This is a genomic window from Sulfurovum xiamenensis (genome assembly GCF_030347995.1).
Lineage (GTDB): Bacteria > Campylobacterota > Campylobacteria > Campylobacterales > Sulfurovaceae > Sulfurovum > Sulfurovum xiamenensis.
In genome coordinates this window covers 46,477-68,537 of sequence record NZ_JAQIBC010000009.1, presented here as the reverse complement: position 1 = coordinate 68,537, position 22,061 = coordinate 46,477, and the positions used below count along the sequence as shown (strand labels likewise).

Below are 22,061 nucleotides of genomic sequence, written 5' to 3'. Positions count from 1 at the left end.
ATTACAAGCCTTTCATCACAATTTCAAAGAGATAATCCACTTCATGGTCTTCTAAAAATACCGTCTTTTTGGTTTTAAAAAAGTCTAGTACTTTTTTGGTAGGAAGTGCAGCAGTATAAAGGCATGCAGGGTGTGCAGGGATGAACGACTGCATGAGCGCTATCTCCTCTTCTATACGGTTTTCGCAGATGTAGCAGTGCTCATCATGATGCAATCTGCCTTCATATTCAAGTAGCGTGATATACGACTCACAGACAATGCGTTTAGGGTTTTGTTTATCCCATTTTTGGGCTGCAGAGAGAAGCAGATCAAAGTAAAAAGAGTCTATCTCTTCTGCATCTTTGAGATGCGGTTCAAAGCGTTTGATAAAGTTGTGCCAGAGCAGAAGTCTGTTTTTGTCAAAGAGCCAAGGAAATCCCATATGAGAGAGTGAACGCAGTCTGGGAAGAAAGCTGCCTCCTTCACCTTCTACTTCAAAATCTATCAGGTTACCTAGTTGTAAAATGGAGTGTCGTGCGCCAAAAAAACGGTAATAGGTTCTTACTTCTGTGGGACTCAGTACCAGTGCTATCGTGTCTTCATTTTTAGCTTTTCTGACAGAAAGTATAAAACCTTTGATGGTAATTCCTTTAATTTTTGCCTAAATTATAGGCAAAAACAAGTTAAAATATCCAAATATCGCCCTCTTGAGGGTAGAGTTGGTAAACTAAGCTTAACAACCTTTTAGCTATAATCCCTCCAATTACGAGGAGCGCTATATGATGTTCCGATTAGATCATTTTTAAGGTTGGTATATGCAAGATTTATTTACTTCTTTTAAGGACAACTGTGGGTTTGGGCTCTTAGCCTCTATCGATAACACACCTTCACACAAAAATTTGGAAGATGCGATTACATCTCTTTCACGTATGATGCACAGAGGAGCGGTAGCTGCGGATGGTAAAACAGGAGATGGTGCAGGTCTGCTTCTCTCTATGCCAAAATCATTCTTTGCAAAAGAAGCAACAGCCAATGGTGTACACCTTCCAGAGAATTATGCAGTTGCAATGGTATTCTCAAACAATCCAACTGATTTTGATGTGATCCATAAGATCTGTGATAACAATGACCTGAAGATCATTTACACACGTACGGTACCGGTTGATACAAATGCACTCGGTAAGCAGGCACTTGCTTCACTTCCAACCATGAAGCAAGTATTTGTTGCACCGAATTCACCTGTAGCGATCAACCGTTTTGAGGCACTAGTGTATCTTTCCCGTAAAGAGATCGAAGCAGCACTGATAGACGATAAAACATTCTATATCCCTTCATTCTCAACCTCTGTGATCTCTTATAAAGGGCTTGTCATGCCTACCCATATCAAAGAGTTTTACAAAGACCTTGCCGATGAAGATTTTGAGATCTCTTTCTGTCTTTTCCATCAACGTTTCTCTACCAATACCCTTCCTCAATGGAAACTTGCACAGCCGTTCAGAATGATCGCCCATAATGGTGAGATCAACTCTGTAACTGCGAACAGATTTAACGTGAAAGCGAAAATGGCAGCAGCAAAATCTGTCATCTATACAGATGAAGAGATGGATAGACTCAGAAATGTGATTCAAGACGATATGTCAGATTCAGCGAGTTTAGATAACTTTATGGAGTTCCTACGTGTGAATGGTGTCGATTTCTTTAAAGCAGCACGTTCACTTATACCGGCACCTTGGCATAATAATCCACAGATGGATACTGAACTCAGAGCATTCTATGAGTATGCGAGTGCAACATTTGAACCGTGGGATGGTCCAGCTGCTGTGAGTATGACAGATGGTCGTTACATCGGTTGTGTACTTGACAGAAACGGATTGAGACCTTCAAAATACATTAGAACAAAAGACAACAGGCTACTTATCTCTTCTGAGTATGGTGTACTTAAGTTGCCTGATGAAGAGATCGTTGAGCGTGGTAGACTTCAATCCGGTGAGATGATGGGGATTGATCTTAAGCACGGGAAGGTGCTTAAAAACAGTGATATCAATGATTATCTCAAAGCAGGTAATGCCTATGATAAGTGGTTGACCGCAAACCTCTCTTATTTACAGGAACATGTACCTGAAACTGATGTAAGTACTTCTGAAGTGAACTATGGAGATATGAATGCTAAACAGCGTTATTTTAATTTTACATCTGAGGTGATCAGAGAAGTGATCAGACCTATGATCAACGAGGGGAAAGAGACAACAGGTGCTATGGGTGATGATACACCGCTTGCGGCATTCTCAACAGAGCAACGTAACTTTACTGACTTTTTCAAACAGAAGTTCGCTCAGGTCACCAATCCACCGATCGACCCGATCCGTGAGAAAACAGTGATGAGCCTTAACACAGGTTTTGGAGAGAGCCACAATGTTTTAAGTGATAGTCCGGAACATGCAAAGCGTCTGAAAACGGTACTTCCACTCATGTCTGCAGAGAAGTTCTGTTTGCTTCAAGAGTTTGGTACAAAAGGGAATGAGAAGTATGATCCAAGCTATAAATGTGAGAAATATGATACAACCTATAAGGGTGATCTCAAAGAGAGTCTTTATGCACTGACTGAGCGTATCATCGAAGATGTAAGAAGAAATGACGTTAGAACCATTATCTTAGATGACAGAAATCTCAATGCAGAGAATAAAGTGATTCCTATGCTGATGGTTGTGGGACGCTTGAACCAAGAGCTTCTCAAAGCGAAAATCAGACATTTGACCAGCATAGTGGCAGTGACAGGTGAAGTATTTGATCCACACTCTGCAGCATGTCTTCTTAGCTTTGGTGCTGCAGCTATCTTCCCTTACTTACTCTACCATACAGTGGAAGAGTTGGAAGAGGGGAATGAAGCAATCAAACCACTTTTAAAGCAATTTAGAAGATCAATGGGTGCGGGATTGATGAAGATCATGTCCAAGATGGGTATCTCTACACTTGCATCATACAGAAACTCGAGACTCTTTGATGTGATCGGTTTAAGTACAGAGATCGTTGATGATTGTTTCTCTGGTGCCAAAGGATTACTCCCGGGACTTGGATATGAAGATATCGATGCACGTCTGAATTCAAACCATGAACGTGCCTTTACGGATGCATTTGATGGTAAAAGAAATGCACTTTACAAGGGTGGTTTCTACAAGTATAAAAAAGGTGAAGAGTTCCATGACTTCTCACGTCCGACCATCTCTGCTATGCAAAAAGCTTCAGAGAGCGGAAAAGCTGAAGATTATGAAGAGGTAAAGAAGCTTGTCAATGGCCGTGACAAAAAGTTCATACGTGACTTCTATGAACTCAAAAGTGATAGAGAACCAATCAGTATCGATGAAGTCGAGCCGCTTAGTGAGATCTTTAAACGTTTCTCTACAGCGGCGATGTCTATGGGGTCTATCTCCCAGGAAGCGCATGAGACACTTGCAGTAGCGATGAACAGAATTGGCGCGAAGTCAAACTCTGGTGAGGGTGGAGAGTCTCCATTACGTTACGGTACAGAGAAGAACTCGAGTATCAAGCAGGTTGCATCAGGACGTTTCGGTGTCACACCGGAGTATTTGAGATCTGCGACAGAACTTCAGATCAAAGTAGCACAAGGGGCAAAACCTGGTGAAGGTGGACAGCTTCCAGGAAGTAAAGTATCTCCGTTGATCGCGGAACTTAGATTTACGAAGCCGGGAGTGACACTGATCTCACCACCGCCACACCATGATATTTACTCTATTGAGGATTTGGCACAGCTTATCTTTGACTTGAAGCAGGTGAACCCGCATGCAAGGGTTGCAGTGAAACTTGTATCGACTGCGGGTGTAGGTACGATCGCAGCAGGTGTTGCTAAATCTTATGCAGATAAGATCATTATTTCAGGAGCAGATGGTGGTACAGGTGCTGCACCGATCGGTTCTATCAGATTTGCAGGTAACTCTTGGGAACTAGGTCTTATCGAAGCACATAATGCATTGAAAGCAAACCATTTAAGAGGTCAGGTAACCGTTGAGACCGATGGTGGACTTAAAACAGGTCTGGATATCGTTAAAGCGGCTATTATGGGTGCAGAGGAGTATGCATTTGGTACAGGTGCACTTGTACTTGTAGGTTGTATTATGCTTCGTGTATGTCACTTGAATACCTGTGGTGTGGGTGTTGCAACACAAGATGAACACTTGAGAAAAAGATTCACAGGAAATGTGGAAAAAGTCGTCAATTACTTTACCTTGGTAGCAACGGAAGTAAGAGAGATCCTTGCTGAACTTGGATATAGATCACTCGAAGAGATCATCGGTAAGAACGAATTGTTTAAAGTGATAGATGATGAGTTTGCCAAGAAGTTCAATTTTGAAGAACTGCTTTATGATATCGAGGGTGATAACACTTGCCAGGTACCGTTCAACGAACCATATGATCAAAATGAGTATGAAAAAGAGATACTTGAAGAGTTGATGGAAACGATCAAGGATCCAAGACAAAAGATCGTACTGAACAAAGAGATCTCAAACCTCAATAGAAGTTTTGCGACACGTATTTCAGGAGAAATTGCTGCACTTCACGGAAATGCAGGTCTACCGGATGGTACGATCACATTGAATGTGAAAGGTACAACAGGACAATCACTTGGTGCATTCCTGGCACAAGGTATTAACATCAATGTACATGGTGCAGGGAATGACTATATCGGTAAAGGTATGAGCGGTGGTCAGATCGTGATCTCTTCTGATAATGCGGGTCATGAGTTTGCGCTTGGTGGGAACACCTGTCTGTATGGTGCAACAGGCGGAAAACTCTACATTCACGGTAAAGTAGGTGAGCGTTTCTGTGTCCGTAACTCCGGAGCAACAACGGTGGTTGAAGGTACGGGAGACCATCCATGTGAATATATGACCGGTGGGGTTGCCGTGATCCTTGGTGAGACCGGTGTGAACTTTGGTGCAGGTATGACGGGTGGTAAGGCATTTGTCTATGACATGGAAGGTAAATTCTATGAGAAAGTAAACCCTGAGCTTGTTGAACCACTACGTATCGATACGGATGAGTGGGATACAGAGATGTTTGAACTTAAAGCACTTCTGAAAGACTATGTCGCAAAAACAGGATCTAAGAGAGCAGCCTATATCTTGAATAACTTCAGAAGTGAAATACGCAAGTTCTGGATGGTAGCGCCACGTGGTATAAAACCTACGATCGTTACGGGTGCAAAAGGCGAATAAAAGCTTTATGACCCCTTTCATTCAAGCCTGTATCAAAGCGAACGAAGAGATAAGTTCTGCCTTACAAAACGGCTTTGATACCTCGTGGTTTGAAAAGACCGAAGTGGGTGCGGGTGGTGATATCAGTTCTAAACTTGACCTTTTTGCCGAAGAGATATTTGTAAAGCACTTAAGTGCTTTTGGAAAGATAGAGTCTGAAGAGAGCGGCATTATAGGTGAGGGTGAGGAACAGATCATCATTGATCCTATAGACGGTTCAGCCAATGCCCTTTCCCTTTTTCCTTTTTACGGTACCTCTGTTGCAAAAGTGAACGCTGAAGGTATTTTAGATGCTGCAGTTGTCTGTAATCTTGCCAATAAAGATATCTTTTTCAAGTCTTCTACGTGTAAAGTTCAACAAGGTAAACTTTTTTCAAATACATTTCATGACCCTCATAGCAGTGAGAAGGCTGAGATAGGACTTTTCGAAAAAGCCTATGCAAATCCTGAATTGGTTGCAGCATTGGATAAGGAAAAGCTGAAGTTCAGGTCCCCTGGCGCTATAGCACTCTCATTGGCATATGCCCATACTGTGAATTATGTACTTTTTATGGGTGAGTTTCGAATTTACGATTTTGCCGCAGGTTTAGCACTTTGTGAGGGCTTAGAAGTAATTGTTGAGGCGGATTATGTTATAGTATCGAAAGAAAAAAGCATAGCAATGCAAATAGAGTCGTTAATCAATAAATTATAGGCATGCAGGAGTAAGAATGTTTGGAAATATTTTTAAAAAAGCCACAACAGGATCAACACAAGAGACACCTAATCAGTGGATTAAATGTCCAAAATGTACCTCTTTGATGTATTATAAAGAGGTAGAAGCCAAGCAAAATGTATGTCCTAAATGTAACCATCATTTCAGAATATCTGCTGAAAAGCGTATAGCCTCCATTGTAGATGAGGGATCTTTTGTAGAGTGTGATGCTACTTTGGCACCTATAGACCCATTGAAGTTTTCAGATAAAAAAAGTTATAAAAAGCGTATAGAAGAAGCCAAAGCCCAAACAGGGAAAACCTCTTCTGTCATGAGCGGTTCTTGTACGATCGGCGGTCAACCCGTTGAGATCGCAGTATTTGACTTCTCATTCATGGGGGGTAGTTTGGGTTCAGTTGAAGGTGAAAAGATCGTTCGCGGTATCAACAGAGCGATAGAAAAAGAGTGTGGATTTATCATCGTTTCTGCTTCTGGTGGTGCACGTATGCAAGAGAGTACCTACTCACTGCTTCAAATGAGCAAAACATCTGCAGCACTCAACAGACTGCACCAAAAAGGTTTGCCTTTTATCTCTATTTTGACAGACCCTACGATGGGTGGTGTATCTGCTTCATTTGCCATGCTGGGTGATATTATCATGGCGGAACCGGGTGCACTTATAGGATTTGCAGGTCAAAGGGTGATCAAACAGACTGTTGGAGTGGATCTTCCTGAAGGTTTCCAGCGTTCAGAATTCCTACTGGAGCATGGACTCATCGATATGATCGTAGATCGTCCTGATATGCATCAAACGCTTTCTGATCTCTTTAAACTTTTTAACAAGAAGGCAAGTTAAAACAGCGTATGATCTATGCACTTGTAGACAAGGAGACACTGAAGCAAAAGGGTGTCTCTTTAGAAGTACTTCTTCAGCATATCTCTACTTTTCCCAATATACCTATTCTCCAATACCGCAATAAATTGGCTGCTATTGAAGAGAAAAAAGAAGATCTTGAGATTATCCGGGCATATTATCATGGTATAGTCATCATCAATGATACGATTGAGCTTATTGCCCATGCGGACGGATTGCATCTTGGCCAGGAAGACCTTAGAGAGTACAGTCATGATCTGAAAGAAGCAGTTGACCTGGTACGTCAAAAGATAGGAAAGAAGATCCTCGGACTTTCAACCCATGATAAAGAAGAGATACTTTCGGCAAATGCTTTGGACCTTGATTATATAGGTTTAGGAGCCTACAGAGCGACTGACACGAAAAGTGAAGCCCATGTCGGAGGGACAACACTCCTTGAGGCAGCGAAATTCTCTAAACATCCTGTGGGTATCATAGGAGGTGTTCGTATGGATGATGTGTTTGAAGCACCGATTGTCTATAAAGTGATAGGAAGTGGACTTTACGACGGTATAAAGTAGTCTCTGAGAATATTTCAGATTGATATGTTAGAGTAAAGAAGAGTGCCTCCTGATCCAGGCAGTAATATAATGAAAAAAATAAGTGAGAGTAAGAGTATGACAGATAAAGATGAGAATTATGCATTTCCATGGGGATTTCATATAGGAGATCTATACAAAGACAATGAGAGCCTCCCTTTATATACGCTCAGCAGTGACGGTGGATTCTGTCTATTGTATGACAGTGTCTCTGAAGCAAAGGCTGACAGGTTGCTGGAGAGTCTTTGTCTGGAACTTCTCTCAACCATGCCACATGAGAGTTTGAAAGTAGATCTTTTTGATTTTGGTAGAAAGAAGTTTTACAATCTTTCTCCTTTACAGTATGTTCAACTCTATAGAACAGCATATGATTCTAAGCTGATGTCAGCGCTTTTTGAGGAGCTTGAAGAGATGGTCATCTCCCGTCATAAAGAGCTGTTGTGCTGCAACAGGCCTACGATAAGCGAACATAATCAAAAATCAAAACTGAAACAGGTTTATCATCTGGTACTGATCAATTTGGAAAACTTCCCCACAGAAGAACTTGAGTTGAGAAGAATCAAGAATTTTGTAGAATCTGCTGTCCAGGCGGGTGTCTATGTGATTGCATTCGGTAATCAGGATATAGAACAAAGTGAAAATCAAACAACACAGACCATTCTGGAACATTTTAAGAAGCTGAGAGTCACCGAATGTGAGTTTGCCATCACCAAAGAGATCTTTGAATTTGTTGAACTTTTGGAAGATCACACGTTTAAGTCGCTTGATCTTGACAAAGGTGCTCTCATGCAAAAAGCACTGACCAATGCAGACATTGAAAGTCTTATCAACCCTGAGAATATCAAACTGGAAGAGAATACAAAAGTCAACTAACAATGATGTCTAATGAAGCGATTTTAACTATTGAAGATGACAACAATGAAAAACTCTTTTATCGTTTCACCCCTGCAGCTTTAATCTCTAATTTTGTGCCCCTGATCGTTATCTTAGATGAGAAAGCAACACACTTTGAACACAAGATGTGGAATGTACTCACACCTTTGGATCATTTTGGATCTCAAAATAAAGATCTTTTACAAGAGTTGATAGAAAAAATCGCCGAAGAGTATGAGTGTGAAGATCATATTTATTTCTATGGGAGCGGTATGGGTGGCTATGATGCTATTTTGCAGGGTATTTTGTGCAGGGCCAATGCAGTCTATGCAGATGCACCCCGTATAAGATTACCACAAACAAGTGATAACGACACATCTACTAGGGAACATGATCTTACCAATTTTTTAAATGCTACCGATCCTTTTCCTGTGTTTTACCTGTGTGAAGATGAGAACACTTTGGAAGAGGAAACGGCATATTTTGCAGATGCCTGTCAACAACATGGTATCAAAGTGCATTTTGATTTTTGTCCGAAGTCAGACGATGAAACCGAGGTCATCAAAGAGGTTTTAGGTTTCTTTGAACGGATGGCTTCTGAAGGATAAAAGGGGATGATTAATGAATATTGATGTAGACTACTACAAAAAAGGATAAGTATGGATATGAGTATGCATATGGAGCCGATCAATCTAGTGAAGTCATTGAGAGGCACGTATAAAAAAGAAGATAAAGAGATGGTGGTAGAAGTACTTAATGCCTATAAGGAAAAGAATAACTGCAGCTATAAACATGCATACGACATGATGGTTGAGGGAAATCCATCCTATTCAGCATATACCGCATGGAGACGTAAGTTAGCATCCGGCCAAACCCTATAAGTAGGTTTTGACGATCTTCTCCCCAAGGTTGTTAGCCATTTGGTGCATCTCCCACCAGTATGCAAGTTCACGTGCTTTTTCTGACTCTTTGTTGTTCATTATCTTATCGAAAGTGTCACTATCCAAGTTTTCGATCTCATTAGACAATTGTGGAACACAGTCGACAAGAAAGTCAAAATCATACGAATCTGCACACTCTTGGACCTCTTCTGGGACCTCTTTACCTTGTGATACCAGTAGATAGACATATAGCTGACAGTTCTTACGTAGTTGTAGCTCTTTATTTGTAGGGCTCATGATCTGCTATCCTTTTTGAACATTCATAATGATCTATTTTTTGTTACTTTACCCTAGTAATGTTAAAGTTGCTTGAAGATAAGATGTTATTTTAGTAATTGTGTGTCAAGAAGATTTTTATCATAGTTATATGATTAATCTATTATTTGCTATGGTATCATTTATAAAGATAATACTTTCAGATGGGAAAAGTAGATAATGAACTTTGAACAGTTAGATACATATATACGTGCTAAGCAGGGTGTGACTTTTGATTATCCTTTTGATGAAAAGGTTCGTGTTTATCGCATTGCTGAAAAAATGTTTGCTTTGACCTCAGAGGATAGACCTATATCAGTCAATCTCAAATGTGACCCGCTTTATGCTTTGGAGCTACGTTCTCTCTATAAAGGTATCATAGCAGGGTACCATATGAATAAAAAGCATTGGAACACAGTAACAGTAGAGGATTCCGATGTAGATGATGAAACAGTGAAAGAGCTGATAGACCACTCTTATGATCTAGTGTATGAGAAATTGACCAAGAAACAAAAAGCCTTACTGGGTTAAAGATGAATACGATAAGTATACAATACTTCCAAACACCTGTCGGAGAAATGATCTTAGGTTCCTATGACGATAAACTCTGTATGGCTGACTGGCGATACAGAAAGGGTAGAGAAAGTATAGATAGAAGAGTGCAAAAGGGTCTTCATGCCATTTTTGTCGAAGAAGAGAGTGAGGTGTTGAATTTGGCTAAAGAGGAACTGGAAGCGTATTTTAAAGGCTTACGTCAAAAATTTGATATTCCTTTGTTGTTGGTTGGCACAGAGTTTCAAAAGTCTGTTTGGAAGGGACTTCTTCAAATTTCGTTTGGTACCACTGTTTCTTATAAGGATTTGGCGCAAAATATTGACAACAAAACAGCAGTAAGAGCTGTAGCCTCAGCTGTAGGTGCCAATGCTATGTCTATTTTCATACCTTGTCATCGTGTTGTCGGATCTGATAGTTCTTTGAGGGGCTATGCTGGTGGTTTGGAAGCAAAGAAAAAGCTATTGGCACTTGAACAAAATATGTTTACGATATAATCATTTTATATTTTAAAGTAGGTAAAAATGGAAAAGAAAAACTTTTTTGAGTCTGTCTATGAGAATGCAGACCATGATGATCTTTCATCTATCCCATGGGCGACACTTGCGCCTAACATCTATTTGGAAAAACACTTAGCCATGCAAGGACCTGTTGTAGGTAAAAAAGCACTGGTTATCGGATGCGGGTTAGGTGATGATGCACTGATCTTGGAAAAATATGGCTATGAGGTAGAAGCATTGGATATCTCTCCTTCAGCGATAGCCCTGGCCAAGAAGAGACATCCTGAAAGTAAGGTCGATTTTCATGTAGGCGATATCTATGATATGCCTGCATCTTCTGTGGGTAAATATGATTTTGTTTATGAAGGGCTGACCATTCAGTCTTTACCTCCTTCAGATAGAGAAAAGCTGGTGGGTATCATCGTTTCTCTTGTGGCCAAAGAGGGAGAACTGTTTGTCTATGCGCATGCACAGGATGATACAGATAATTATGGTGGACCACCATGGCCATTGTATGCAGATGAATTTACGCTTTTTGAAAAAGAAGGGCTGGAACAAGTGTATATTGAGAAAGAAACAGAGAGTAAACCCGTAGCACCCTATAAGTGTTGTGCACTGTACAGAAAATAGGATAACACATGTCGATCCAAAAGATCATCCTTATTCTCCTAATTGCAGTGTTGAGTTTGACGACGGACAGTGCAACAAAACTCTACAGTATAGTGATGCATTATGAACGTTACACTGCAGAGTTGGAGAAAAAATGTATCACTTTGGATTTTGGAAAGATAGTCTACCTTGAAAATAGTGTCAAAAGTGATAAAACACTGCTGTTCGTTCACGGTTTTGGCGGGAACAAGGATACATGGAACAGACTGATCGAAGCAATGGATGAAAAGTATCATGTCATTGTGATAGACCTTCCTGGACATGGGGAGAGTATTTCAGAAAAGACGTTGGGATATACGATGTCGGAGCAGGCAAAAAGAGTGTATGCCTTTATAGAGGCTAAACATTTGAAAGGCTTTTACCTTTTTGGTCACTCTATGGGAGGGTCCATTGCTCTACACTATACAATAAACCATCCAGAGACACTCAAAGCACTTATCCTCATAGATACTATGGGTATGGTGAAAACAAAAAGCGACGGTGTGAAACTCGTAGAAAGATCCGATAAAAACCCGCTTTATGATGTCTGCACGGAAGAGCGGCTGGAAACACTTTTACGCTATTCTCTCTACAAGCCTCCCTATATCCCGGATATCATTAAAGAGGCCATGCTCAAAGAGAAGTGTGAAAGACGTGATCTGGAAAAAATACTCTATGAGGATATGTATAAAGATGTCTGTTGTTTCAATGAGCTTGCAAAAAAGATCGATATCCCCACACTGATATTATGGGGAGACAAAGACAGGATGACACACATAGACAATGCAACACTGTTTCATGAGACCATTAAGAACAGTAAACTGGTCATTTTGCAAGAGATAGGACATGTACCGATACTGGAAGATCCTGAAAGAACAGCTGATGAGGTTGAAAAGTTCATCAAACAGGTGCATCATCCTTAGTGCCGGAATGCTCATATTTCATTTAACGGCTTCGTTAGAAGATACCCACCTACAAGTATAGGAATGATACCTAAGACTTGACGAAGTTCTGGCACTTCATGGAGGTAGAAGTAGGCAAAGATAAGCGTCATCATGGGGACCAGTCCCAGCATAGCCGACAGTTTTGTAATAGATGTACGGTGTAGCGCTTCTATCCACATGATCTTTGAAACGACATAGATTAAAATACCGATAAACAGTAATGAAGGCAGAGCCGCCACAAATGCATCGTACTCTACAGCAGGTTCAAAGGCCCATGCCATAAGGGCTATAAAAGGCAGACCAACGAATGTTCTAAATCCCAGAATGGTCTCTGAAGAACAAAATTCACGCGCTCTTTTCTGGTAGAGATTGGCAATAGGTGCAATGGCAGCTGCAACCAAGATAAGCAGATCGCCTTTATTGAATATCATTTCATCAGGAATGAGGATGATGAGCGCTCCAATCCCCATAATAAAAGCACCCCATAGATGTAAAGTATGCATCTTCTCTTTTCCAAAGAGATTGAAGTAGAGGTAAGAAAAAAGCAGCTGCAGGAATATAATGACTGCCATATTCCCAGCAGTAGTGTATCGCATTCCTATGAAAACGAATGCAAAGAGTGAAGTGATCCAAAAGCTTGTAAGAAGCAGGTCTTTGTAGGCTTCTTTGTTCTTAAGCTCTTTAAATCTATCCCGTTTGAACATGATTACGATAAAAAAGATTAAAGCGATGAAAAGAGAATAGGTATAGGTATGCAGTGCTCCTATGTAGGACATAGCGACGATAGAGAATATGGGAAACCAGGACTCAAGTATGGCAAGGCCAACCATGAGTATTTCACCTTCTCTTTCCTTTGTCATCTGTTCCCTTTGTTTTTTAACTTATTGTATCGAAACTCTACTACACATAAAGTACAGCCTAAATAGAGTAAGATAATAAGTATAAATCATCAAGGCAGGGTATATGTATCAGAAAAATTCTAAAAAAACGGTTCTCATTCTCTTTTTTCTACTCTCTAGTACCTCTCTTTTTGCCGGAGAGAGTATGTTTGTACAAAGTACGATGCATATGATGTTGGGTGCATTTGTCGCGGGGATCTTACTGACCTTCACACCCTGCGTTTTACCCATGGTACCGATAGTCTCCAGTGTTATTGCAGGTCAGGGGGAAAATATTACCAAGACAAAAGCGGTGATACTCTCTGTCTCTTATGTTCTGGGTACGGCAGTGACCTACGCGCTTATGGGTGCACTGGCAGGAGCAACAGGTGAACAGTTACAGTCCTATTTTCAAAATATCTGGGCTATCAGTGCGATGAGTATGGTCTTTGTTGTTATGTCATTGTCCATGTTCGGACTTTTTACGATAGAGCTTCCCTCCTTCATACAGTCTAAACTAAATGCAGAGTCACAAGGTCTCAAAGGTGGAAAATTGGGTATGGTCTTCCTGCTTGGAATGATCTCAGCACTGATCCTGGGTGCCTGTGTCTCACCTATACTGATCTCGTTCTTATCTGTAGCGATCTCTTCAAGTGATCCTGTACTGGGTGCCATGACGATGTTCTTTTTGGCTTTAGGTATGGGAGTACCGCTCATTTTATTGGGTGTGGGTGCCGGATATATACTGCCTAAAGCCGGTGCATGGATGGAGAAGGTGAAATATGTCTTCGGGGCACTGCTTCTTGGTGTAGCTATAGAGATATTTTCTACGCTTGAACTTGTGAATACCCTTTTACTCTGGGGTATCTATGCTGTGGGTGTCAGTATCTATCTTGGTGCGACACAGGCACTTGACAGTGAGAGCAGCGGATGGAAAAAACTTCAAAAAGCATTGGCTACGGTGCTACTTATATGGGGTATTATACTTATGGTAGGTGCAGGGTATGGAGAACAAGATATCTATCATCCTCTTCCTAAAACCTCTGTAACGTATCTGCAGGATGGGAAGGTCAAACTCTCCGGTGCCTTGCCTTTTGAGGAGATCGCCAATATTACAGCCTATGATATAAAACGACGACAGGCGATGGATGAAAACAAAACGATGGTCGTCTTTTTCCATACCGATACATGTCCGGTCTGTAAACACTTAAGGGACACGACTTTTAAAGACCAAAGAGTACAAGAAAAACTTCAAAAAGACTATGTGGCCGTGAGTGTCAACATGAGTGACAAAACAGATATAAAGATAGAAGAGATCAAACAAATGTTCCAAGTTTTTGGACCTCCAGGTTTTGTCTTCATCGGTCCTAATGGTAAAGAGATAAAAGATGCAAAGTTTTACGGGTATCAAGAACCTGAAGAATTTTATGATACATTAGATCTTATAGCAGAGTAAAAAAGGTTTCAAACGCATCAAATGTACACCTCTCTTTGTAAATGTTTTGGAAAGAGAGGTATTGTTGCCAAGTGACTGTGCATTTTAGTTATAATTTTTCAAATAAGAACAAAGGACAGATCATGATGGAAGAATCATTAAATGTTTTGGGTGAACCCTTAGAGCCGTGCAGTTTGAAGCCTCTCACTGGCTTTCATAGAGATGGCTACTGTAATACGGGTGATCATAATCCTGCGGTGCATGCGGTGTGCATCTATGCGACAGAGGAATTTTTAGAATACTCCAAAAAAGTGGGAAATGATCTCTCTACACCCATACCGGAGTATAATTTTGCAGGGGTGAAACCCGGACAAAGCTGGTGTCTAGGAGGTCATAGTTTTGTGAAAGCACACCTGGATGGTATGGCACCACAGATCTTTATCCATGCAACACATAAAAAAATGCTTGAATTGATCGATCTGGAAACATTGAAACAATATGCTATAGATCTATAGTCGTCTAACACATACACATTTTATGATAATAGATTTGGGAGAGTGATACTTATCTCGTACGCCTGCCTCCTGAAGAGAAGAATGACTTTCTGTTTAAAACAAGAGACATAAGCGCACGATCTTAAAAGTGACAGTTACATAGTGCATACACAGAGAAGGAAGACTAAAGAGTAGTCCCCTTAAAGGAAGTTTACTAGAAATGATTTCGTAGCTCTCTGTGTGCAAAACGTGATAAGTACGTTGGTCTATGCGTGTCACCTGGATTTCCAGATTTTCACTTAGTCGTCGCATCTCTGCGATGCCTCCGTAACTCTTACCAAGTCTGAGACATGAAGACCCATTACCTATCTCCTAAACTCTAGGATTATTGTCACTGTCACATAGTAACAAATTTGTGTGTAATGAGTGTGTAGTTGAATAGCTTAATCGATAAATAAATCCTGTTCATCTTTTTTAGGCATCCGACAATGCTCCATCTTTCCAAATATACTATAACGGTGTTTAGCTATAAGGTCATAGATATAGTCTCTTATTACTTTTGGAATGAGATAAAAGATATTTGTCAAGATCCATATGCCACCCAAACTTCTTAGTATTCTTAAGATAGCAGTGGACTTATAATAGAGTGCTCCATCTTCATACAAGATTATGCTTTGTAAATCTTGTTCTACATTCAGCGTTTTCATAAATGCACCCTGTAAAGAGGTGTATTTTAAAGTTTTATTTTTGTCTAGTTTCATGAGGATATCTATGCACTTGTTACAAAAAAAACACACTCCATCGAAGACAACAACCCTCTTCTTTTTTTGAACTTTGAACCAGCTGGGATTATAAGAAGGATAGGTGAGTCCCATTTTTATCTTTAAATAGCAAAAGGTGCAGTTTGGTAGTGTGCTTCTGAAGTACAATCTGTCACACAAGTAAGTTCATAGACCCATTGGTGTAGGTCAAGCATATCTTCATAGATCTTGAAATTCCTCTCTATGATCGCTTCGGAGTGAAATATCTCATCAGGAGGGAAGGTTGTATAGGCATACATTGCACCATAGAGGTAGAGATAGGCATAGGTATCCTCTTTGTCTAGACCTACAGGATAACGTTTGAATTGGGGTTCGGGTACCGTATAGCCTTTTCTCTTGAGCTCTTCTAGGATGTGATGCAAACTTTCTCTCTTTGCATCGTTTTTGATGTACTCTCTGTATTTTGCAAGTAAGGGCGGCTTGAAATTCCGTATGCCTGTAGCGACAAAGACCTCAAAAGGGTCATAATGCATATAAAAAGAACTGCTTTGCATACGGTGCGTGGTACCCTGCCAAAATATGATACCTATACGTTCTTTGATCGGGTCAAGTCTATGAAACCTGGCATCACGATAGATACGAAAGAGAGACTTGTTTATTTTGGGTATGGCATGTATATGAGGTACCAGTATCTGCAGATGTTCACCCATCTCTTCCACATAGGCTTTGTTGGGTGCAACGATGTACTTCTCATACTCCTCTTTATGGTCATCCAGCCACTCTTTGGAGTTATTGATGATGATGTTATCGAGGAAGGTAAGCGCTTCTCTTGGAAAACCTGTAAACTGCATTTAGATTCCTTTTACTTTCTGCCAGATAAGACCAAGTATTTCATGAAATACGATACGGGACTTTTCAAGTGCACCAGAAGAAAAGAATTTTGTATAGTCTAAATGTTGTGTGCTTGCTAGATGGTTCGTTGGTGCTGGTATGGGATTGAGTCCTTTATTCTTAAAGAACTTTAGAGCTCTTGTCATATGAGAGGCTGAGGTCACTAAGATAAATGGCCTCTCTCCCAGTAATGTTTTTGCAGCTATGGCTTCCTCTTCTGTATCTCTTGGTTCAGGACGAAGTATGATTTTCTCTTGTTTGACACCTAAAGCCAGGGCCAATTTTTTTTGCATGACAGCATGGGTGGTGGGATCAAACAATCCACTGTATCCTGAAACAATGATACTTGCTTCTTCGTCTAGTTGATGGTAGAGGCGTATACCTTCATTGAGTCTTACAACAGAGGCTTCAAGGATCTGAGAGGTAATGGGCAAATTCATATCCGTATGATGCCCCCCGCCTAGCACATAGATATATTTGATATTTTCAGGTGCCTTATGAAGTGTCGGAGTGTTTGACTCAAGACTATATAGCAGTGTGTTGGAAATAGGTGGATAGGAGAAGAAAAATAGCCATAAGATGCTCAATGTAAGCATGAACTTTGCTGGTTTGGTTTTGTCTCTGTAGAGTAAGACCAAAGCCAAAACGATGAAAAATACCCCAAGAGGAAGGGGCATTAAGAACATAGAGATAAACTTTTTGAGTAAAAAATCCATTATCTACTCTACGATCCTTGTCTCATCCTCTCCAAGTTCCATGACTTTCCAAGGTAACCCTTGTTTGTTCATCTCTTCCATAAATGGATCTGGGTCAAGCTGTTCCAGGTTAAAGACACCTTTGCCTTCCCATTTGCCTTCGAGCATCAGTTTTGCTCCGATCATAGCAGGTACACCCGTTGTATAGCTTACTCCCTGGCTCATTACTTCTGCATAACACTCTTCGTGATCACTGACTTGGTAAATGTAGATACTTCTCTCTTTACCGTCTTTGAGTCCTTTGGCAAAGATACCGATATTCGTTTTTCCTTTGGTACGCGGTCCCAGACTTGCAGGGTCAGGAAGCAGGGTAGAGAGGAATTCCATAGGAACGATCTTCATCCCTTTGTGTTCGACCTCCTTGATCCCCAGCATACCCACATTTTCCAGACACTTCATATGTGTCAGGTAACTTTGTCCGAACGTCATGAAAAATCTGATACGTTTCAGCCCTTTGATATGTTTGACCAATGACTCCATCTCTTCATGGTAGAGCAGGTAACTATCTTTTGGTCCTACTTCCGGGTAATCCCACACCTGCATGATCTCCATCGGTTCTGTCTCTATCCACTCGCCGTTTTCCCAATATCGTCCTTTCGCGGAGACTTCACGAAGATTGATCTCAGGGTTGAAGTTGGTAGCAAAAGGATACCCATGATCTCCTGCATTACAGTCAAGAATGTCTATGGTATGGATCTCATCGAAATAGTGTTTCTGTGCATAGGCACAAAATACATTGGTGGCTCCAGGGTCAAAGCCGGATCCAAGAAGTCCCATGATGTTTGCTTTTCTAAACTCTTCATCTCTAGCCCACTGCTCTTTGTACTCGAATTTTGCTGTATCAGGGTGTTCGTAGTTCGCTGTATCGAGGTAATCTACCTGCATCTCTTCACAGGCATCCATAATGGTAAGGTCCTGGTAGGGAAGCGCTACATTTATGACAATACTTGCACCCGTAGCAGCAATGAGTTCTTTCAGTTCAGGTATGGAATCTGCATCGACCGCCCGTGTCTGTATCTCTACGCCTGTTTTTTCTTTGACATTTGCAGCGATGGCATCACACTTGCTGAGCGTACGGCTTGCCAACGTGATATTGCCAAAGGTATCAGCATTCATCGCACACTTGAAAGCAACAACATTTCCGACACCACCGGCACCGATGATAAGGGTATTTTTAGACATAAGAACTCCTAGTAAAGTTATTTGGTTATTTTATCACAAATAGTAGTGATTTATGACATAGCTAAGTCCAAATAAGAGTGGCATAAACAAAAGTGTACTCAGCAGTATAAGTGAAGTGACATCTTTCGGTCGGCAGTTATAGAGGGAAGCCAGATTGATGTTGGCAACGGCCAGAGGTACCATCATCTCCATAAAGATCACACCTTGTACAAAAAGTGCCAAGTCTGTCAAAGAGAGAATGAAGGCAGTAGCCAACGGGACAATGATGAATTTTTGGCTGATCGTTCCTATAAAGAGCTTTGGATGCAGCTCTTTGATGCATATGCCCTGGAGGAATGTCCCCAGCAGAAAAAGTTGCAGGACGATACCGGCATAGGCTCCCATTTTGAAAAATTCAATGATCTCAGTGCTTAGAGGCAGCTCATAGATATTGATGAGTATCGCCACAATAGAAGCCGGGATAATAGGGATTCTGATAATGTTAATGAGTGACTCTTTGATACTGAATGAACCACGCGAGTAGATGTAGACACCGATAATGTACACGACAAATACATTGGCGATATTGATAAGGGTCGTATAGATAACAGAGGCTTCTCCAAAGAGGGCGATCCCTAGTGGGATACCGATGTTCCCTGTGTTTCCTACAAATCCTGCGATGGAAAAGATGGCTCTCTCTTTGGGATCGGTGAAAAGAGCTTTTCCTAACAGGATGGTCGGAAAGAGAAGAAGTAGAATAATAGCAAGATAGATCAGTGGGACATAAAGGTGTTCACTGTGCAGCCTGGCTGTACTAAAACCCCAGATGGTGACAAAGGGTTGTAAAAAGTAGACAGACATCACTGTCAGCGTTTTTGGATTCATCTCTTCTTTGAAGATGCGTTTAGCCATATAGCCTAAAAGTATAAAAACATAGACAAAGAGTATGCTCATTAGTGTTTCAATCATGAGAAGGATTATAACTTATTTTGGGTATGATTCTTTAATAACATATTTAGGATTTTTTATGGATTTTTCTTCTTTAGAGACTTGGGGTTATTTGGCTATTGCATTTTTTGCATTTGGCGGTTCACTCTTTATCGTTGCAGCAGCAGGTGTATTTTCATTTATGGGTAATATGGACTTAAGTATTGCATTGGCTGTGGCAACAGTATCAAACTTTTTAGGAGATATCTTTTTATTTTATCTGGGAAAATACCAGAAAAAAGAGATACAGCCTTATTTTGCAAAACATAAACGTAAAATAGCCCTTGCAACGCTCATCATGCGTAAGTATGGAGTATGGGCCATTTTCATACAGAAGTTTCTTTATGGGATCAAAACCCTTGTACCGCTCTCTATGGCACTTGCCAAATATGACTTTAAAAAGTTCGCTTTCTATAACGTTTTTGCCTCTATTGTCTTTGTATTGACGATAGGATTGAGTGCGTATTATTCAAGTGAGGCTATCATTGCAGTGTTTGAGTATATTAAAATAAATCCATGGATCGCACCGGTGATCTTGTTTAGTATTATAGGTGCTGTATGGTTTGCTATGGAAAATATGACCAAGAAGAAAAAGTAGTTTAAAGTGAATGTAGACCAAGATGTTTTCTTGGTCTACAGCATAAAAAGGGACTTACTTTTTACTCTGTACAAACTTTTCGATACGTCTGATACCCTCACGGATCGTTGTGATATCAGTAGCAAATGAGAATCTGAAGTAACCTTCAGCTCCGAAACCTATACCTGGAACGACAGCAACACCTGTTGACTGAAGCAGTTCTTTACAGAACTCTATAGAGTCATTCGAGATATCTTTGATATTGACGAAGAGGTAAAATGCACCTTGTGGTTTAAGTACGGAAAGACCGTTGATCTCATTAAAGAGTTTCACTGCCTCTTCTGCTCTTCCTTCAAACGCTCTTCTCATCTGTTCTATTTCGGCATCGACTTCACCAAGCAGTGCAGGGATAGCTGCTTTTTGTGTAATAGAGTTGATGTTTGATGTACTTTGGCTTTGAAGTTTGTTCATGGCAGCTATGAGTTCTTTGTTAGGTGTTGCCAAGTATCCAAAACGCCATCCTGTCATCGCTACAGATTTACTGAGACCATTCACGGTGACAGTTCTTTGGAACATATCTTCACTGATACTTGCTGCAGCTACAAAGTCAATATCATAGACAAGCTTCTCATACATTTCATCACTGACTACCATGATATCCGTACCTTCAAGTACTGCGGCCAGTGATTCAAGTTCTTCTTTAGAATAGACTGAACCTGTAGGGTTGGATGGAGAAGTCAATATGACCATTTTTGTTTTAGGTGTAATAGCAGCACTGAGCTGATCAGCAGTCATTTTGAATCCACTGATCTCATTAGTTTCTACAATGACAGGTACAGCACTTGCATATTTAACCAACTCAGGATACGTGACCCAATATGGCGAAGGAATGATCACTTCATCACCCTCATTCAGTACTGCTTGAAAAAGATTAAAAAGCGACTGTTTCGCCCCATTACTCACGATGATGTCTGAAGGTGCGTAGTCAAGGTTATTGTCTCTTTTTAGTTTGGATGCTACAGCTTCCAAAAGCTCGGGTATACCCGGTACAGCAGTATATTGTGTAAACCCATCATTGATCGCTTTGATAGCCTCATCTTTGATACGTTGAGGTGTCCCGAAATCCGGTTCACCAGCAGAGAAAGAAAGAATATCTTTTCCTTGCGCTTTTAAATCACGAGCAAGTGAAGAGATAGCAATAGTCAGTGAAGGAGACAGTGTTTGTATACGGTCTGAAAGCATATTAAAACCTTTGATTATAAATTGGATAATTGTAGCAAAAAATGCGTTAAAAAAAGCCGTTGAACTTTCTAATCCATAGAATGGATAAAGTTGTCATAAAGTGCATCGAGCTCATGGTCTTTTTCTTTAATATGTGCATTGTCACCGGTTTCAATTGCGGTTTCAAGTACTGCAAGACGTTTGAGAAGATATTGAAATATCTCTTTGTTGACATCGGGGATCTTATCGTGGCTGAGCGGGGTTTTATCGAATCCGCGTTTAAGTACACGTGCGGGGATACCAACTGCAGTTGAATCGGCCGGTACATTTTTCACCACAACTGAGTTGGCACCGACTTTGGAGTTGGCCCCAATGGTAATATTCCCCAGCACTTTAGCGCCTGCACCGATGACTGCACCATTTTCTACCGTCGGGTGCCTTTTGCCTTTGGTAAGACTGACCCCACCAAGCGTGACCTGTTGATAGATGATCACATCATCCCCGATGATCGCTGTTTCTCCTATAACCACTCCAACACCATGGTCAATGAAAACCCTGCGGCCGATGGTTGCAGCGGGATGTATATCGATCACTGTGAGAAACTGTCCAATAGCAGAGATAAGTCGTGGAAGGAATCGTAGTCCTTTTTTGTAAAGCGAGTGGGCGATACGATGAAACAAAAGTGCCCATAACCCAGGATAGTTAAAAAAGAGTTCAAAGGTTGAGTGCAGGGCAGGGTCATTCCTTTTTACATTAAGAAAATCTTCTTTGATAAGACTAAATGGGTTCAATT

Annotated in this window: 24 protein-coding genes; 14 read left to right on the top strand and 10 right to left on the bottom strand. The window is 40.8% G+C overall.

Annotated elements, in window-relative coordinates; all coding sequences use genetic code 11:
- Position 1: 1 nt before the first annotated feature.
- The gene (recO, locus tag PF327_RS10135; RefSeq protein ID WP_289402460.1) at positions 2 to 607 is read right to left on the bottom strand and encodes a recombination protein RecO; all 606 of its coding nucleotides are present in this window, start codon (positions 605 to 607) and stop codon (positions 2 to 4) included.
- A 187-nt stretch (positions 608 to 794) separates the two neighbouring features.
- Here recO and gltB point away from each other — a divergent pair, with 187 nt between their 5' ends.
- The 7 genes from gltB (at position 795) to PF327_RS10100 (ending at position 9,149) form a co-directional block, all read left to right on the top strand.
- Positions 795 to 5,210: a glutamate synthase large subunit gene (gene gltB, locus PF327_RS10130; protein ID WP_289402455.1), complete on the top strand. Its 4,416-nt coding sequence runs from the start codon at positions 795 to 797 to the stop codon at positions 5,208 to 5,210.
- A gap of 7 nt (positions 5,211 to 5,217) precedes the next feature.
- Complete coding sequence (locus tag PF327_RS10125) at positions 5,218 to 5,943, top strand: inositol monophosphatase family protein (RefSeq protein ID WP_289402454.1); 726 nt, start codon at positions 5,218 to 5,220, stop codon at positions 5,941 to 5,943.
- Between the two features lie 16 nt (positions 5,944 to 5,959).
- Positions 5,960 to 6,799 carry an acetyl-CoA carboxylase, carboxyltransferase subunit beta gene (gene accD / locus PF327_RS10120; RefSeq protein WP_289402452.1) on the top strand — a complete coding sequence of 280 codons (840 nt, stop codon included), beginning with the start codon at positions 5,960 to 5,962 and terminating at the stop codon, positions 6,797 to 6,799.
- 8 nt (positions 6,800 to 6,807) lie between these two features.
- Positions 6,808 to 7,377 carry a thiamine phosphate synthase gene (locus tag PF327_RS10115; RefSeq protein ID WP_289402450.1) on the top strand — a complete coding sequence of 190 codons (570 nt, stop codon included), beginning with the start codon at positions 6,808 to 6,810 and terminating at the stop codon, positions 7,375 to 7,377.
- 69 nt (positions 7,378 to 7,446) lie between these two features.
- Entirely contained in the window at positions 7,447 to 8,268 is an 822-nt protein-coding gene (locus PF327_RS10110) for a hypothetical protein (RefSeq protein ID WP_289402449.1), read from the top strand.
- 2 nt (positions 8,269 to 8,270) lie between these two features.
- Complete coding sequence (locus PF327_RS10105; RefSeq protein ID WP_289402448.1) at positions 8,271 to 8,876, top strand: hypothetical protein; 606 nt, start codon at positions 8,271 to 8,273, stop codon at positions 8,874 to 8,876.
- 51 nt (positions 8,877 to 8,927) lie between these two features.
- The gene (locus PF327_RS10100; protein ID WP_289402447.1) at positions 8,928 to 9,149 is read left to right on the top strand and encodes a hypothetical protein; all 222 of its coding nucleotides are present in this window, start codon (positions 8,928 to 8,930) and stop codon (positions 9,147 to 9,149) included.
- Here PF327_RS10100 and PF327_RS10095 read toward each other — a convergent pair.
- Complete coding sequence (locus PF327_RS10095) at positions 9,144 to 9,446, bottom strand: hypothetical protein (RefSeq protein WP_008241925.1); 303 nt, start codon at positions 9,444 to 9,446, stop codon at positions 9,144 to 9,146. The two genes, PF327_RS10100 and PF327_RS10095, sit on opposite strands and share 6 nt — an antisense overlap.
- A gap of 198 nt (positions 9,447 to 9,644) precedes the next feature.
- Between PF327_RS10095 and PF327_RS10090 the strand changes: the two genes are divergently transcribed.
- The 4 genes from PF327_RS10090 to PF327_RS10075 are packed head-to-tail and all read left to right on the top strand — an operon-like array spanning position 9,645 to position 12,087.
- Positions 9,645 to 9,995: an MmcQ/YjbR family DNA-binding protein gene (locus PF327_RS10090; RefSeq protein ID WP_289402445.1), complete on the top strand. Its 351-nt coding sequence runs from the start codon at positions 9,645 to 9,647 to the stop codon at positions 9,993 to 9,995.
- A 2-nt stretch (positions 9,996 to 9,997) separates the two neighbouring features.
- Positions 9,998 to 10,513, top strand: coding sequence for a methylated-DNA--[protein]-cysteine S-methyltransferase (locus PF327_RS10085; protein WP_289402444.1), 516 nt, complete (start codon positions 9,998 to 10,000; stop codon positions 10,511 to 10,513).
- Between the two features lie 27 nt (positions 10,514 to 10,540).
- The gene (locus PF327_RS10080) at positions 10,541 to 11,146 is read left to right on the top strand and encodes a class I SAM-dependent methyltransferase (protein WP_289402443.1); all 606 of its coding nucleotides are present in this window, start codon (positions 10,541 to 10,543) and stop codon (positions 11,144 to 11,146) included.
- Between the two features lie 8 nt (positions 11,147 to 11,154).
- Positions 11,155 to 12,087 (top strand): alpha/beta fold hydrolase, encoded by a 933-nt coding sequence (locus PF327_RS10075; protein ID WP_289402441.1) that lies wholly within the window; start codon positions 11,155 to 11,157, stop codon positions 12,085 to 12,087.
- Positions 12,088 to 12,098: 11 nt separating this feature from the next.
- Here the strand turns inward: PF327_RS10075 and PF327_RS10070 are convergent, their stop codons facing one another.
- Complete coding sequence (locus PF327_RS10070; protein ID WP_289402440.1) at positions 12,099 to 12,968, bottom strand: DMT family transporter; 870 nt, start codon at positions 12,966 to 12,968, stop codon at positions 12,099 to 12,101.
- A 103-nt stretch (positions 12,969 to 13,071) separates the two neighbouring features.
- Here PF327_RS10070 and PF327_RS10065 point away from each other — a divergent pair, with 103 nt between their 5' ends.
- Together PF327_RS10065 and PF327_RS10060 are read left to right on the top strand one after the other, a co-directional pair.
- Positions 13,072 to 14,442 carry a protein-disulfide reductase DsbD family protein gene (locus PF327_RS10065; protein ID WP_289402439.1) on the top strand — a complete coding sequence of 457 codons (1,371 nt, stop codon included), beginning with the start codon at positions 13,072 to 13,074 and terminating at the stop codon, positions 14,440 to 14,442.
- 122 nt (positions 14,443 to 14,564) lie between these two features.
- Positions 14,565 to 14,936, top strand: a complete 372-nt coding sequence (locus PF327_RS10060; RefSeq protein WP_008241942.1) for a DUF2237 family protein — start codon at positions 14,565 to 14,567, stop codon at positions 14,934 to 14,936.
- Positions 14,937 to 15,358: 422 nt separating this feature from the next.
- On the opposite strand, the gene PF327_RS10055 is transcribed toward PF327_RS10060, so the two are convergent.
- Genes PF327_RS10055 through PF327_RS10035 form a run of 5 tightly spaced genes read right to left on the bottom strand, consistent with a single transcriptional unit; the run spans position 15,359 to position 19,452 of the window.
- Positions 15,359 to 15,790, bottom strand: coding sequence for a thiol-disulfide oxidoreductase DCC family protein (locus PF327_RS10055; protein ID WP_289402438.1), 432 nt, complete (start codon positions 15,788 to 15,790; stop codon positions 15,359 to 15,361).
- Between the two features lie 8 nt (positions 15,791 to 15,798).
- Positions 15,799 to 16,527 (bottom strand): TIGR02453 family protein, encoded by a 729-nt coding sequence (locus PF327_RS10050; protein WP_289402436.1) that lies wholly within the window; start codon positions 16,525 to 16,527, stop codon positions 15,799 to 15,801.
- Complete coding sequence (elyC, locus tag PF327_RS10045) at positions 16,528 to 17,283, bottom strand: envelope biogenesis factor ElyC (protein ID WP_289402434.1); 756 nt, start codon at positions 17,281 to 17,283, stop codon at positions 16,528 to 16,530.
- A 3-nt stretch (positions 17,284 to 17,286) separates the two neighbouring features.
- Entirely contained in the window at positions 17,287 to 18,504 is a 1,218-nt protein-coding gene (locus tag PF327_RS10040) for a saccharopine dehydrogenase family protein (RefSeq protein WP_289402433.1), read from the bottom strand.
- A 33-nt stretch (positions 18,505 to 18,537) separates the two neighbouring features.
- The gene (locus tag PF327_RS10035) at positions 18,538 to 19,452 is read right to left on the bottom strand and encodes an AEC family transporter (RefSeq protein WP_289402432.1); all 915 of its coding nucleotides are present in this window, start codon (positions 19,450 to 19,452) and stop codon (positions 18,538 to 18,540) included.
- A gap of 58 nt (positions 19,453 to 19,510) precedes the next feature.
- On the opposite strand from PF327_RS10035, the gene PF327_RS10030 reads away from it, so the two are divergent.
- Positions 19,511 to 20,068 carry a DedA family protein gene (locus tag PF327_RS10030; RefSeq protein WP_289402431.1) on the top strand — a complete coding sequence of 186 codons (558 nt, stop codon included), beginning with the start codon at positions 19,511 to 19,513 and terminating at the stop codon, positions 20,066 to 20,068.
- Between the two features lie 54 nt (positions 20,069 to 20,122).
- Here PF327_RS10030 and PF327_RS10025 read toward each other — a convergent pair whose 3' ends face one another.
- Both PF327_RS10025 and cysE read right to left on the bottom strand, forming a co-directional pair.
- Entirely contained in the window at positions 20,123 to 21,289 is a 1,167-nt protein-coding gene (locus tag PF327_RS10025) for a pyridoxal phosphate-dependent aminotransferase (RefSeq protein WP_289402429.1), read from the bottom strand.
- 68 nt (positions 21,290 to 21,357) lie between these two features.
- Positions 21,358 to 22,059, bottom strand: coding sequence for a serine O-acetyltransferase (gene cysE / locus PF327_RS10020; RefSeq protein WP_289402428.1), 702 nt, complete (start codon positions 22,057 to 22,059; stop codon positions 21,358 to 21,360).
- Between the last annotated feature and the right edge of the window lie 2 nt (positions 22,060 to 22,061).

Excerpts from the sequence above, each read along its gene's own strand:
- PF327_RS10025 (WP_289402429.1), bottom strand. The coding sequence starts at position 21,289 with ATGCTTTCAGACCGTATACAAACACTGTCTCCTTCACTGACTATTGCT.
- PF327_RS10055 (WP_289402438.1), bottom strand. The coding sequence starts at position 15,790 with ATGGGACTCACCTATCCTTCTTATAATCCCAGCTGGTTCAAAGTTCAA.
- PF327_RS10035 (WP_289402432.1), bottom strand. The coding sequence starts at position 19,452 with ATGATTGAAACACTAATGAGCATACTCTTTGTCTATGTTTTTATACTT.
- PF327_RS10100 (WP_289402447.1), top strand. The coding sequence starts at position 8,928 with ATGGATATGAGTATGCATATGGAGCCGATCAATCTAGTGAAGTCATTG.
- PF327_RS10040 (WP_289402433.1), bottom strand. The coding sequence starts at position 18,504 with ATGTCTAAAAATACCCTTATCATCGGTGCCGGTGGTGTCGGAAATGTT.
- PF327_RS10095 (WP_008241925.1), bottom strand. The coding sequence starts at position 9,446 with ATGAGCCCTACAAATAAAGAGCTACAACTACGTAAGAACTGTCAGCTA.
- PF327_RS10125 (WP_289402454.1), top strand. The coding sequence starts at position 5,218 with ATGACCCCTTTCATTCAAGCCTGTATCAAAGCGAACGAAGAGATAAGT.
- accD (WP_289402452.1), top strand. The coding sequence starts at position 5,960 with ATGTTTGGAAATATTTTTAAAAAAGCCACAACAGGATCAACACAAGAG.
- PF327_RS10110 (WP_289402449.1), top strand. The coding sequence starts at position 7,447 with ATGAAAAAAATAAGTGAGAGTAAGAGTATGACAGATAAAGATGAGAAT.
- PF327_RS10065 (WP_289402439.1), top strand. The coding sequence starts at position 13,072 with ATGTATCAGAAAAATTCTAAAAAAACGGTTCTCATTCTCTTTTTTCTA.
- PF327_RS10085 (WP_289402444.1), top strand. The coding sequence starts at position 9,998 with ATGAATACGATAAGTATACAATACTTCCAAACACCTGTCGGAGAAATG.
- PF327_RS10070 (WP_289402440.1), bottom strand. The coding sequence starts at position 12,968 with ATGACAAAGGAAAGAGAAGGTGAAATACTCATGGTTGGCCTTGCCATA.
- PF327_RS10075 (WP_289402441.1), top strand. The coding sequence starts at position 11,155 with ATGTCGATCCAAAAGATCATCCTTATTCTCCTAATTGCAGTGTTGAGT.
- PF327_RS10115 (WP_289402450.1), top strand. The coding sequence starts at position 6,808 with ATGATCTATGCACTTGTAGACAAGGAGACACTGAAGCAAAAGGGTGTC.
- PF327_RS10105 (WP_289402448.1), top strand. The coding sequence starts at position 8,271 with ATGATGTCTAATGAAGCGATTTTAACTATTGAAGATGACAACAATGAA.
- gltB (WP_289402455.1), top strand. The coding sequence starts at position 795 with ATGCAAGATTTATTTACTTCTTTTAAGGACAACTGTGGGTTTGGGCTC.
- PF327_RS10080 (WP_289402443.1), top strand. The coding sequence starts at position 10,541 with ATGGAAAAGAAAAACTTTTTTGAGTCTGTCTATGAGAATGCAGACCAT.
- elyC (WP_289402434.1), bottom strand. The coding sequence starts at position 17,283 with ATGGATTTTTTACTCAAAAAGTTTATCTCTATGTTCTTAATGCCCCTT.
- PF327_RS10060 (WP_008241942.1), top strand. The coding sequence starts at position 14,565 with ATGATGGAAGAATCATTAAATGTTTTGGGTGAACCCTTAGAGCCGTGC.
- PF327_RS10030 (WP_289402431.1), top strand. The coding sequence starts at position 19,511 with ATGGATTTTTCTTCTTTAGAGACTTGGGGTTATTTGGCTATTGCATTT.
- PF327_RS10090 (WP_289402445.1), top strand. The coding sequence starts at position 9,645 with ATGAACTTTGAACAGTTAGATACATATATACGTGCTAAGCAGGGTGTG.
- PF327_RS10050 (WP_289402436.1), bottom strand. The coding sequence starts at position 16,527 with ATGCAGTTTACAGGTTTTCCAAGAGAAGCGCTTACCTTCCTCGATAAC.